This window comes from Actinacidiphila polyblastidii, assembly GCF_036353415.1.
Taxonomy (GTDB): domain Bacteria; phylum Actinomycetota; class Actinomycetes; order Streptomycetales; family Streptomycetaceae; genus Actinacidiphila; species Actinacidiphila polyblastidii.
Genome location: NZ_JAZEWV010000045.1, coordinates 41,709 through 53,527, shown reverse-complemented (window position 1 = coordinate 53,527; position 11,819 = coordinate 41,709). Strand labels below are relative to the sequence as shown.

The 11,819-nt window shown below is 74.9% G+C and carries 10 protein-coding genes; 3 read left to right on the top strand and 7 right to left on the bottom strand.

Features of this window, described 5'->3' with window-relative positions; all coding sequences use genetic code 11:
• From V2S66_RS31210 to V2S66_RS31190, 5 genes are all read right to left on the bottom strand, one after another.
• Positions 1–1,052 (bottom strand): aldo/keto reductase (locus tag V2S66_RS31210; RefSeq protein ID WP_330800115.1); only part of this gene is annotated, 1,052 nt, incomplete at its 3' end.
• Complete coding sequence (locus V2S66_RS31205; protein WP_330800114.1) at positions 1,049–2,434, bottom strand: LLM class flavin-dependent oxidoreductase; 1,386 nt, start codon at positions 2,432–2,434, stop codon at positions 1,049–1,051. The genes V2S66_RS31205 and V2S66_RS31210, both read right to left, overlap by 4 nt.
• A gap of 100 nt (positions 2,435–2,534) precedes the next feature.
• Positions 2,535–3,026, bottom strand: a complete 492-nt coding sequence (locus V2S66_RS31200; RefSeq protein WP_330800113.1) for a flavin reductase family protein — start codon at positions 3,024–3,026, stop codon at positions 2,535–2,537.
• 511 nt (positions 3,027–3,537) lie between these two features.
• Positions 3,538–4,767 (bottom strand): ROK family transcriptional regulator, encoded by a 1,230-nt coding sequence (locus V2S66_RS31195; RefSeq protein ID WP_413966523.1) that lies wholly within the window; start codon positions 4,765–4,767, stop codon positions 3,538–3,540.
• A 428-nt stretch (positions 4,768–5,195) separates the two neighbouring features.
• On the bottom strand, positions 5,196–5,810 hold the full coding sequence (locus tag V2S66_RS31190) for a TetR/AcrR family transcriptional regulator (RefSeq protein ID WP_330800120.1): 615 nt from the start codon (positions 5,808–5,810) through the stop codon (positions 5,196–5,198).
• A 112-nt stretch (positions 5,811–5,922) separates the two neighbouring features.
• On the opposite strand from V2S66_RS31190, the gene V2S66_RS31185 reads away from it, so the two are divergent.
• Positions 5,923–6,627, top strand: a complete 705-nt coding sequence (locus tag V2S66_RS31185; protein WP_330800111.1) for an SDR family oxidoreductase — start codon at positions 5,923–5,925, stop codon at positions 6,625–6,627.
• 108 nt (positions 6,628–6,735) lie between these two features.
• Here V2S66_RS31185 and V2S66_RS31180 read toward each other — a convergent pair whose 3' ends face one another.
• Positions 6,736–8,178 (bottom strand): dihydrolipoyl dehydrogenase family protein, encoded by a 1,443-nt coding sequence (locus V2S66_RS31180; protein WP_330800110.1) that lies wholly within the window; start codon positions 8,176–8,178, stop codon positions 6,736–6,738.
• A 243-nt stretch (positions 8,179–8,421) separates the two neighbouring features.
• Here V2S66_RS31180 and V2S66_RS31175 point away from each other — a divergent pair, with 243 nt between their 5' ends.
• Positions 8,422–9,018: a histidine phosphatase family protein gene (locus V2S66_RS31175; protein ID WP_330800109.1), complete on the top strand. Its 597-nt coding sequence runs from the start codon at positions 8,422–8,424 to the stop codon at positions 9,016–9,018.
• A gap of 105 nt (positions 9,019–9,123) precedes the next feature.
• Positions 9,124–10,824: an apolipoprotein N-acyltransferase gene (lnt, locus tag V2S66_RS31170; RefSeq protein WP_330800108.1), complete on the top strand. Its 1,701-nt coding sequence runs from the start codon at positions 9,124–9,126 to the stop codon at positions 10,822–10,824.
• Here lnt and V2S66_RS31165 read toward each other — a convergent pair.
• Positions 10,802–11,695 (bottom strand): Gfo/Idh/MocA family protein, encoded by an 894-nt coding sequence (locus tag V2S66_RS31165; protein ID WP_330800119.1) that lies wholly within the window; start codon positions 11,693–11,695, stop codon positions 10,802–10,804. The genes lnt and V2S66_RS31165 overlap by 23 nt on opposite strands.
• Positions 11,696–11,819 lie beyond the last annotated feature (124 nt).

Here is an 11,819-nt window from a genome sequence, read left to right as displayed (position 1 = left end):
CCCCCCCCGGCCGGGGGGCAGGCGTGCCGACGGCGCAGCGCGGAGTCGGCGAGGGCGGGCGGGGTGTAACCCGCGTCGCGGGCCGAGAGGTTGACGCCGGGCGGCACGATCTCATCGATCCTGTCGAGCACGTCCCGGCTCAACGTGACCTTGTCCGCGCCCAGTTGCCCGTCGAGCTGTTCGAAGGTGCGCGGGCCGATGATGGCCGAGGTGATTGCCGGGTGCTCCAGCACGAAGGCCAGGGCCAGTTGGACGAGCGTCAGGCCGGCCTCGTCGGCGAGCCGCGCGAGGGCCTCGGCGGCGGCGAGCTTCGCGGCGTTCTCCGGCGAGGAGACGTCGAACCGGGCCGCCTGCCGTTCGGCGCGGCTCGATGCCGGCTGGCCGCCGCCGGTGCGGTAGCGCCCGGACAGCCAGCCGCCGGCCAGCGGGGACCAGGACAGCACCGCGAGCCCGTGGCGCTGGGCGACCGGCAGCACCTCCCGTTCGATGCCGCGGGCGAGCAGCGAGTACGGCGGCTGCTCGGCCACCACCCGTTCCCGGCCGCGGCGTTCGGCGATCCACTGGCCCTCGACGATGGCCGAGGGCTCGAAGGTGGAGGTGCCGATGTAGCGGATCTTGCCCTGCCGGACGAGGTCGGTGAGCGCGCCGAGCGTCTCGTCGAAGTCCGTGCCGGGCTCGGGCCGGTGGACCTGGTAGAGGTCGATCCAGTCGGTGCCGAGGCGGCGCAGGCTGTTCTCGACCTCGCGGACGATCCAGCGGCGGGAGTTGCCCTGCTCGTTGACGTCGGCGCCCAGCGCGCCGTGGAACTTGGTGGCCAGCACCACGTTGTCGCGGCGGCCCCCGGCCAGCGCCTTGCCGACGATGGTCTCGGACTCGCCGGCCGAGTAGACGTCGGCGGTGTCCACGAAGTTGATACCGGAGTCCAGTGCGTGGTGGATGATCCGCACCGCGTCGTCGTGGTCCGGGTTGCCGCGCGGGCCGAACATCATGGTGCCCAGGCACAGCGGACTCACCTGGACACCGGTGCGCCCGAACGGGCGGTACCCGGTCATCGGGCGTCCGCGAGGGCGATGCCGAGGTGGTCGCCGCCGGTCGGCGCGGCCTCGAAGAGGCGGTTGGCGGGCCGCGGCAGCCCGTAGTGCTCGCGCAGCGTGCGGCCGGTGTACTCATTGCGGAACAGCCCGCGTTCCTGGAGGATCGGCACCACGCGGTCGACGAACAGCTCGAGGCCGGAGGGCAGTACGGCCGGCATGATGTTGAAGCCGTCCGCGGCCCCCGCGTCGTACCAGTGCTCGATGGTGTCGGCGACCTGCTCCGCAGTGCCCGCGAAGGTGCGGTGGCCGCGGCCGCCGCCGAGCCGGCCGATGAGCTGACGTACCGTCAGCCGCTCGCGGCGGGCGAGCTCCACGATGAGCGTGAAGCGGCTCTTGGCGCCCTCGATCTCGTCCTCGCTGGGGATGTCGCCGGGCAGTTCGGCGTCGAGGTCGAGGGTGTCCGGGTCCAGCCGCAGGGTCTTGGCGAGCTGCCGCTTGGCGTACTCCGGGCGGATCAGGCGGTCGAGTTCGGCGTCCAGCTCCAGCGCCTGCGCCTCGGTGTCGCCGATCACCGGCACGATGCCGGGCAGGATCTTGACGCCCTCGGGGTCGCGGCCGAAGCCGATCGCGCGCTGCTTGACGTCCTGGTAGAACGCGATGGCCTCCTCCAGGGTCTGCTGCGCGGTGAAGACGGCCTCGGCGTAGCGCGCCGCGAAGTCCTTGCCGTCCTCGCTGGAGCCGGCCTGCACCAGCAGCGGGTAACCCTGCGGGGAGCGCTGCACGTTGAGCGGGCCGTCGACCCGGAAGTACGCGCCCCTGTGGTCGATGCTGCGCACCTTGTCGGCCTGCGCGTGCACACCGAGGTCCTTGTCGGCGAGCACCGCGTCGTCGGCCCAGCTGTCCCAGAGCTTCGTCGCCACGTCCACGAACTCCGCGGCGCGCAGGTAGCGTTCGCGGTGCAGCGGGGTGTCGTCGAGGCCGAAGTTGCGGGCCGCCTCGGCGCCCGCGGTGGTGACGATGTTCCAGCCGGCCCGGCCGCCGGAGATGTGGTCCACCGAGGCGAACCTGCGGGCCAGGTTGTAGGGCTCGTTGTAGCTGGTCGAGGCGGTCGCGATGAGGCCGATGTGCTCGGTGACACCGGCGAGTGCGGTCAGCAGCACGGTCGGCTCCAGTTTGCTGCCGGGACGCCGGCCCGGATCGCCCATCAGCACCGGGCTGTCCGCGAGGAACAGCGAGTCCAGGCGGCCGCGTTCGGCGATCCGCGCGAGGTTCTTGTAGTGCTCGATGTCGGTGCCGCCCGAGGCCGGGCTCTCCGGGAGCCGCCAGGCGGCCTCGTGGTGGCCGACGGACATCAGGAAGGCGTTGAGGTGCAGCGGTTTGCGGTCGGTGCTGCGGGTCATGCGGGGTTCTCCTTACGCGCGGTGCGGTGGACGGGACGCCGGGGCGGTGCTGTGCACCACCGGCTCCCGGTGGGTGCGGGAGACGGGTGCGGACCGGCGGTCAGAGCGAGTGGTAGGCGCCGTTGTGGAAGAGCAGCGGCGCGCGGCCCTCGTCGAGCCAGGACTCCTCCACCCGTGCGATGACGATGCGGTGGTCGCCGGCCGGCACGATCTGCTCGACGCGGGTCCGCAGCCAGCCGCTGACGCCGTCGAGCACCGGCTGGCCGTGCTCCAGCCGCCGCCACGCGGTCGGCCCGGCGAAGCGGTCGATGCCGCTGGTGGCGAACCGCCGGGCGAGGTCCTCCTGGTCGGCGCCGAGGAAGTTGACGACCGCGCTGTCCGCCTGCTCGACGTGCGGCCAGGAGGAGGCGGTGACGCCGATCCCGAAGGAGACCAGCGGCGGGGTCAGCGACAGCGACGTGAGCGAGGTCGCGGTGAAGCCCGCGGGCCCGCGGCCGGCGTCCACGGTGACGACGACCACCCCGGCGGGATGGTTGCGGAAGATCTTCTTGAACCGCTCGGGGCCGATGCCCGTCGCGGGAACCGAGGACATGGTGACGGTCAACGTCTCCCCCAGATCGATGGAAGGCAGGAACAACAGGAGGACAGGCAGCGGGCTCCGGCGACGGAGTCAGGGCGCGACGCGTCACCCCGCGCTGTGGCGGCGCGGCGGATCGCGTCGCGGCGTCGACGCACGGCGCGGCCGCGGGAATCACGAAGGAGAAAAGAGGGAGCGAAAGTGCGGGGAGCGGGCGCCCTTTCGGCGCCGCCGGGCGGCGCCCGCTTCGCTGCTTACCGCGTCACGCGGGAGAAGGCGGCCGATCCCGTACGCGGACCGGCGGTGGAGCGCCGACAACACGCGCGCGACGTGCGACAACAGCAGCCCGGGGCGCACCCGCAGGCCGGGACCACGGCCGTACGGAGGCGGCGGGCCGATGCCGGCACGCCTTGCGCATTCCGCTGCTCACTGGTCATGAATCCATTGTCCTGTCGGCGTTTTCGGTGGTCAACAATGCGACTCGCTGAATTAAGTCGGGCGTCGGGTACATCGATCGGGCGGCCGGTCAGGACACCGCGGGCAGCACCGGCCACGGTCCGAGCGGATCGGCGTAGAGCGCGCCGAGGGCCACCGCGCCGCCGGCGACGGGCAGCACCGATCCGGTGAAGCTGCTGGGCACCACGGCCCGTTCCGGGTCGTCGCAGACCCAGGAGCGCGCGGCGACCTCGGCGCGCAGCTCGGCCAGGCACTCCGGGAGCCAGCCGGCGCCGGGTTCGACGACCACCAGCACCTCGGGGTCGAACATGTCGAGCAGCAGCGCCGCGACCCGCCCGACCAGCCGGGCCCTGCGCCGGAAGATCTCCACCGCGGCGGGGTCCCCCGCCTTCGCCAGTTCCAGCACGTCGCCGAAGACCCGCACCGGCAGCCCGCGGGCCCACGCCTGCCGCAGCAGGGTGGGTTCGCTGACCGCGGACTGCAGGCAGCGCGGCGTGCCGCAGGCGCACGGCTCGGCGGCCCGGTCGGCGTACGGCTCGTCGGGGCCGAGCGGCAGGTGGGCGACGCTGCCCGCGCCGGAGCGCGGCCCGCGGTGCACCGCCCCCGCGGTGGCGAACGCAGCGTCCACGACGGCGCCGACGAAGAGCAGCACGCTGCTCTCCCGGGCCGCCGCGTCGCCGAGGAGCTGCTCGGCGCGGGCCAGCGCGCGCGAGTGGCTGTCGACGTGCACCGGCAGCCCGGTCGCCGCCTCGAGCATCCGGCCGGCCGGCACGTCGCGCCAGCCGAGCCGCGGATGGTCGACGATCACCCCGGCCCCGGGGTCCACCCAGTAGCCGGTGGCCAGGCCGAGCGCGAGCACGGTGCGGCCTGCGGCGTGTGCGGCGATCAGCCCGGCGAGCCGTGCGGCCAGGTCGCCGACCACCTCATCGGGGTCGGGGCGGGGCCTGGAGTGGGCCCTGCGGTCCTCCGCGACGATCGCGCCGCGCAGATCCATCAGCGACACGGTCGAGTGGGCGACCGCGATGTGGGCGCCGGCCACCAGGTGCCTGGCGGTGTCGATCTCCAGCGGGATGTGCGGGCGGCCGAGTCCTCGCGGTCCGGTCGTCTCCGGGCGCTCGACGACCAGACCGCGGGCCAGGAACTGCGCGCAGTGCCCGCTGACCGCGGCCGGCGACAGGCCGGTGAGGCGGGCCACGGTGCTGCGGGCGACCGGCCCGTGGTCGAGGATCGCGCCCAGCACCGCGCCCGGCGCGGAACCGCGCCGCACGCCGGGGACGTACGGCACGGCCCTGCGGCGCAGCCGGGTCGGCGCGTCGCGCGGCTGCGGGGCGGGAGGCTGCCGGGCGGCGGCCTGCCGGTCGTCGAGGGGGCGCGGAGTCGGGCGGACGGGCCTGCGGTCGTGCGGGGTTGCTGCCACGGGAGCCTTCCCAGGTCGGCGGGGCGGGGGCGTGCGCCACGGCCGCGCCGGCGGTGAACCGGCGGGGCGGGCACGTCCGTTGCACCCGAGCGGTGGCGCTCGGGCCGGGCGCTCAGACCTGGTGACACGCAGCGGAGCACACGCGCTTGAGGTCGACGTGACCCCGCGTCGTGAGATGTGTGGTTCGCTGCATGCCGCGCAACGTAACCGGCGGGGCCGAAAGCGGTCAAACACCTGACCGCATCGTGGACACGCCGGCGCACCGCGGACACACCCGGACAGCGCCGGGCGCGGGCGGGCGGTGCCTGGGCTCAGCCGGCGGCCCCGGAGCCGGCCGCGCCCGCGCCGGTGATCCCGGCGGCGTCCAGCACGAGGGCGGCCAGCCCGGCCGAGAGGCCGTCGAGGTGTTCCGAGCCGATGCCGGCGCGGGCGCTCGCGCCGTCGTAGACCACCATCAGCCGGCGCGCGACCAGTTCGGGGTCGGCCGCGCCGGCCCGCTCGGCCTCGGTAAGGAAGTGGGCGGTCATCTGCTGCTTGTTGCGGGCGGCGACCACACTCGCCTGGTGCGCCGGGTCCTTCAGCTCCACCTGAGCGGACAGGTACGGGCAGCCGTGGTACCCGGCCTGCGCGGCGGCCTCCTCCATCCGCTCGAAGACGTACAGGATGCGGGCGCGCGGGTCCGCGGGGGCGTCCGGCGGGGGCAGCAGCGCGGCCTCCAGCGGCGGTCCGATCCGCTCCAGCGCGGCGGCGAGCACCTCGTCCTTGCCGGCGAACAGCTGGTACATCGAGCGCTTGGACACCCCGGCGGCCTTGCACAGCGCGTCGACACCGGTGGCGGTGCCCCGCCGGTAGAAGAGGTCGGCCGCCGCGTCGAGCAGGCGCTCGCGCGGCGGCGGCTTGGCCTGCGCGGACCCGGGTGTCGTCATGGTCATGGGCCCAGGTTAGCGCGCCGGCTCGACAGGGGAAACAGATCGGTCTACAGTCGAGGAAACAGATCGGTTTCCTCCGTTCTGCCGCTCCTCCCCCGAAGGACTCCCCATGAAGATCAACGGCTCGGTCGCACTGGTCACCGGTGGCAACCGCGGCATCGGCGCGACCTTCGTCCAGGCGCTGCTCGACGGCGGGGCCGCCAAGGTCTACGCGGCGGCGCGCGACCCGCGGAAGGTCACCGTGCCCGGCGCGGAGCCGCTGCGCCTGGACGTCACCGACCCGGAGTCGGTACGCGCCGCGGCCGAGCAGGCCGGCGACGTGGACCTGCTGGTCAACAACGCGGGCATCTCCTCCGGCGCCACCCTGCTGGACGGCGCGCTCGACGACTGGCGACGCGAGTTCGAGACCCACGTGCTCGGCACCCTGACGGTCAGCCGGGCCTTCGCGCCGATCCTCGGCCGCAACGGCGGCGGCGGCATCATCAACGTGCTCTCCGCGCTGTCCTGGTTCTCGACGCCCGAGAGCGCGGCCTACTGCGCCGCGAAGTCCGCCGAGTGGTCGCTCACCAACGCGCTGCGCGTCGGGCTGGCGTCCCAGCAGACCCAGGTCACGGCCCTGCACATGGGCTACGTCGACACCGACCTCATCTCCCACCTCGACGTGCCCAAGTCCGCGCCGGCCGACATCGTCCGCGCCGCGCTCGCCGGGTTCGCGGCCGGCGACCCGGAGGTCACCGCCGACGACACCGCCACGCAGGTCAAGTCGGCCCTGTCGCAGGGCGTGGAGGCGCTGTACGCCGGGCTCGGCGCCTGACGGCGTCCCACCGCGCCCCCGCGGGGGCGCAGGGACGGCCGCAGGCCGGGACCACCGCACCCCTGCCCGCAGCCGCAGCCGCAGCCGCACCCGCACCCCCGGGGCGGTTCAGCCCCGGTACGTCTCCAGCAGCCGCAGCCACACCTCGCTGACCGTGGGATAGGACGGCACGGCGTGCCAGAGCCGGTCCACCGGCACCCGGCCGACCACCGCGATCGTCGCGGAGTGCAGCAGCTCACCCACGCCCGGCCCGGCGAAGGTCACCCCCACCAGATGTCCCGCGTCCAGGTCCACCACCATCCGCGCCCTGCCCCGGTAGCCGTCCGCGTACAGGCTCGCGCCCGCGGTGTTCGCGAGGTCGTGGTCCACCGTCCGCACCCGCAGCCCGGCGCGCTCCGCCTCGGCCGCGGTCAGCCCGACCGAGCCGATCTCGGGGTCGGTGAAGACCACCTGCGGCACCGCGGCGATGTCGGCGGTGGCGACGTGCGCGCCCCAGGGCGCGTCGTCGACCGGCGCGCCCTGGGCGCGCGCGCCGATCGCCGCACCGGCCATCCTGGCCTGGTACTTGCCCTGGTGGGTGAGGAGCGCGCGGTGGTTGACGTCGCCCACCGCGTACAGCCAGCCGTCCTCGACGCCGGTCACCCGGCAGGTGTCGTCGACGGTCAGCCAGCCGCCGGGGGTGAGCCCGACCGTCTCCAGGCCGATGTCCCCGGTCCGCGGGGTGCGCCCGGTGGCGAAGAGGATCTCGTCGGCGGTGAGCTCCCCGCCGTCGTCGAGGACGACGCGCAGTTCGCCGTCGGGGCGGCCGCCTTCGCGCGCCACGGACGTCACCGACACGCCGTACCGCACGTCGGCGCCCGCCTCGCGCAGCCCGTCGGCGACCAGTTCGCCGGCGAAGGGCTCCATCCGCGGCAGCAGCGCCCGACCCCTGACCAGCACCGTGACCTGCGAGCCCAGCGCCTGCCAGGCGGTGGCCATCTCGACCGCGACCACGCCGCCGCCGACCACCACGAGGCGGCCGGGCGCCTCCTTCGCGCTGGTGGCCTCCCGGCTGGTCCACGGCGCCACATCGGTGAGACCGGGCAGCTCGGGCAGCGCCGCGGCGGTGCCGGTGCAGACCGCCACCGCGTGACGGGCGGTCAGCCGTACGGTGCCGCCGTCCGCGGTGGTGACGGTGACCGCGCGGGGGCCGTCGAGCCGGGCGTGGCCGCGGACCAGGTCGACGCCGACCGACTCCAGCCAGCCGACCTGGCCGTCGTCCTTCCAGTGCGAGGCGAACTCGTCGCGCCTAGCCAGCACCGCCGCCGTGTCCAGCGGCCCGGCGACCGCCTGGTCCAGGCCCGGCAGCCGGCGGGCGTCCGCCCGCGCGATCACCGGGCGCAGCAGCGCCTTGCTGGGCATGCAGGCCCAGTACGAGCACTCCCCGCCCACCAGTTCGCTCTCCACGACGACCGTCGTCAGCCCGGCGGCCCGGGTGCGGTCGGCGACGTTCTCGCCGACCGGACCCGCGCCGATGACCACGACGTCGTAGGTGCGGGGGGCGTCGTCCATAACGGCTCCTGTGCTGGTGGCCTGCCGACCGGCGGTGCTCCGCCGGCGTCGCCCGGCTCGCCGCCCCCGGCCGGGGGCGGCTCCGGCGCGCTGCCCGCCATCGTACTGACGGCACGTGAGAGGAAGGCTTTCCCGTTCGCCGCCGTTCATGGGACGGGGGACGGCCGTGCCGCCCGGGGCGCCGTCGTGCGACAGCGCATATGATCACAACGTGGCGCCGAGGGGCGTCACGGGAGGTGTCCGATGGGTGAGCTGGTTCTGATCCGCCACGGCGAGACCGAGTGGACCCTGTCCGGGCAGCACACGAGCTATACCGACATCCCGCTGACGCCGCACGGCGAGGAGCAGGCCCGCAGCCTGGCGCCGCTGCTTGCGTCGCGGCACATCGCGCGGGTGCTGACCAGTCCGATGCAGCGGGCCCGCGACACCGCGAAGCTCGCCGGCCTCGACCACTCCAGGATCGACCCCGACCTCGTCGAGTGGGACTACGGCGGCTACGAGGGGGTGACCACCCGGGCGATCCACAAGACCCGCCCGAGCTGGGACCTGTGGACCGACGGCGTCCCCGAGGGGCCCGAGGGCCATCCCGGGGAGGGCGCGGAGGAGGTCGGCGACCGCGTCGACCGGGTGCTCGCCAGGGCCGACGCGGCCTTCGCCAACGGCGAGGGCGGCGACGTGGTGCTGGTCGCCCACGCCCACCTGCTGCGGGTGCTCACCGCGCGCCGGCTCGGCCTGCCGCCCGCCGACGGCGCCCTCTTCCAGCTAGCCACCGGCACCGTCAGCCGGCTGGGCATGGAGCACGGCCGCCATGTGCTGACCGCCTGGAACCGGCTGCCCTGAGCCGGGCGGCCGCGGCCCGCGCCGCCCGCCCTGACGGTGATCCGCCGGCCGGTATGGTGCGCCGGGGCGGGGGTAGAGCGTACGGGGACAGCCGAGGGAGTGCGTATGACCGTCACCGCCGGGGCGCGCACCGCAGCGCGGACCAGGTCGGCCTGGGTGCGCGGATTCGCGGCGGCGGCGGCGGGCGCGCTCCCCGCGCTGGCCTTTCCCGCGCCCTCGCTGTGGTGGCTGGCGTACGTGGCCCTGGTGCCGTGGATGCTGCTCGCCCGCTCGGCGGACACCGCACGGACGGCCGCTCGCGACGGATGGTTCGGCGGCGCCGGCTTCATGCTCGCCGTGCACCACTGGCTGCTGCCGAGCCTGACCGTCTTCATCTTCGCGCTGGCACTGCTGCTGGGCGCGCTGTGGGCGCCCTGGGGATGGCTGGTGCGCCGCCTGCTCGGTGCGGGCGCCGGGCCGCGGCAGGCCGGGGCGGCGCTGGTGCTGCTGCCGTCCGCGTGGCTGATGGTGGAGCTGGCGCGCTCCTGGCAGTACCTGGGCGGCCCCTGGGGGCTGCTGGGCGCCAGCCAGTGGCAGGTGACGCCCGCGCTGCGGCTCGCGTCAGTCGGCGGAGTGTGGCTGGTCAGCTTCGTCGTGGTGCTCGTGAACACCTGCGTCGCGCTCTTCCTCGCGGTGCCCGCGCTGCGCAGGCCCGCGGTGCTCGGGCTGCTCGCCGCGGGCGTGGCGACGGCCTCCGTCGCACTGTGGGCGCCGCGCCCGCACGCCCGCGGCTCGGTGCGGGTCGCCGTGGTGCAGCCGGGGGTCGTCGCGACCCCCGGGGCCCGCTTCGCGCGGGAGGTCGCGCTGACCCGGCGGCTGGCGGGCACCCACGCCGACCTCGTGGTGTGGGGGGAGAGCAGCGTCGGCGCCGACCTGACCTCCCACCCGGCCATGGCCGGGCAGCTCGCCTCGCTGTCCCGGCAGGTCGGCGCCGACCTGCTGGTCAACGTGGACGCGGAGAAGGCGGACGGCAGCGGCATCTCCAAGACCTCGGAGCTGATCGGCCCGCGGGGGGTGGTCGGGCCGACGTACGACAAGATGCGGCTGGTGCCCTTCGGCGAGTACATCCCGCTGCGGTCGGTGCTCGGCTGGGCCACGTCGGTGGGCAAGGCGGCGGGCGAGGACCGCAGGCCGGGCACCCGCCAGGTGGTGATGGACACCGGGGCGCTGCGGTTCGGGCCGCTGGTGTGCTTCGAGTCGGCCTTCCCCGACATGAGCCGTCATCTGGCGGGCGACGGCGTCCAGCTGCTCGTCGCGCAGTCCTCCACCTCGTCCTTCCAGCACAGCTGGGCGCCCGCGCAGCACGCCTCGCTGGCGGCGCTGCGCGCGGCCGAGACCTGGCGCCCGATGGTGCACGCGACGCTCACCGGGATCAGCGCGGTCTACGACGCGCACGGCCGGCCGGTCGGCGACCGGATCGGCACCGGCGCGAGCACCACCGCGGTGTACCAGGTGCCGCTGGCGACCGGGGTGAGCCCCTATGTGCGCTTCGGCGACTGGGTGCCGCGGGTGGCGCTGCTGCTGGTGCTGTCGGCGCTCGCGTACGAGGTGACACGGCGGTTCAGGGGCCCGCAGCCGGACGACGACCTCCTCCCGGTGGGGGCGCCGCCGCGGCCGGTGGCGCGGGCCGGCGCCACCCGCCCTGCAGCCTCCGGCGCGCCGACGGCCTCAGCCGGGCCGACAGCCTCGTCCGGCGGGTCCGGCGGAGCGAAGGCGACGCCCGCCGCGCCGGGGTCCCGGGACGCTAGGCCGGAAGAATCTCCGTGACGATGCGCTCGCACAGCTCGTGGGTGAGCAGCGCGTCGTGGCCGTCGAGCGGCGCACCGGAGCGGACCGCGTCCAGGAACGCCAGGGTGATCTGCTCGATGCCGCGCTGGCGGGCGACGGACACCCAGTCGCCGCGGCGGCGGACCGTCGGCTGACCCTTGTGGTCGACGACCTCGGCGAGGTTGAGCACCTGGCGACGTGAGTCGGCGCCGCTGACGTCGAGGCTCTCCTCGGTGGAGCCGCTCATCCGGTTCATCGAGCCGATCGCGGTGAAGCCGTCGCCCGACAACTGGAGCACCACGTGGTGCAGCAGGCCGCGCTCCAGCCGGGCCGACACCGTGATCCGCTCGACCGGGCCCGGGGCGAGGAAGCGCAGCGTGTCGACGACGTGCACGAAGTCGTCGAAGATCACACCGCGCGGCTCCTCGGCGAGGCCGACACGGTTCTTCTGCATCAGGATCAGGTCGCGCGGGTGGTCCAGGCACTGCGCGTAGCCGGGTGCGTAGCGGCGGTTGAAGCCGACCATCAGCGGCACGCCGCGCTCCTCGGCGAGCGTCACCACGCGCCGGGCGCCGGCCAGGTCGTAGGCGAGGGGCTTGTCGACGTACGCGGGGACGCCCGCCTCGATCAGCCGCTCGGCGATCTCCACGTGGTGGGTGGTCGGCGCGTGCACGAAGGCGGCGTCGAGGCCCTGGTCGAGCAGGGCGTCGAGGGTGGTGTGCCGGTTCGGCAGCCGGAGGGCGTCGCCGACCCGGTCGAGCGTGGCGGGGGTGCGGGTCTGCAGGTGCAGTTCGAGGCCCGGCTGCGCGGCCAGCACGGGCAGGTACGCCTTCTGTGCGATGTCACCGAGCCCGATGACGCCGATCTTCAGTGGGGCGCTGCCGGATGCCATGCCTGCTCCTGTCGTCGCCGGTGGCCCGGCGCCGGGCGCCGCCGCCGGCCGCTGTGTGGGGTGGACCGCCGCGACGGCCCGTTTCCGCTGGTGGCGGGGGTGC

Excerpts from the sequence above, each read along its gene's own strand:
- V2S66_RS31205 (WP_330800114.1), bottom strand. The coding sequence starts at position 2,434 with ATGACCCGCAGCACCGACCGCAAACCGCTGCACCTCAACGCCTTCCTG.
- V2S66_RS31200 (WP_330800113.1), bottom strand. The coding sequence starts at position 3,026 with ATGTCCTCGGTTCCCGCGACGGGCATCGGCCCCGAGCGGTTCAAGAAG.
- V2S66_RS31190 (WP_330800120.1), bottom strand. The coding sequence starts at position 5,810 with ATGACGACACCCGGGTCCGCGCAGGCCAAGCCGCCGCCGCGCGAGCGC.
- V2S66_RS31185 (WP_330800111.1), top strand. The coding sequence starts at position 5,923 with ATGAAGATCAACGGCTCGGTCGCACTGGTCACCGGTGGCAACCGCGGC.
- V2S66_RS31180 (WP_330800110.1), bottom strand. The coding sequence starts at position 8,178 with ATGGACGACGCCCCCCGCACCTACGACGTCGTGGTCATCGGCGCGGGT.
- V2S66_RS31175 (WP_330800109.1), top strand. The coding sequence starts at position 8,422 with ATGGGTGAGCTGGTTCTGATCCGCCACGGCGAGACCGAGTGGACCCTG.
- lnt (WP_330800108.1), top strand. The coding sequence starts at position 9,124 with ATGACCGTCACCGCCGGGGCGCGCACCGCAGCGCGGACCAGGTCGGCC.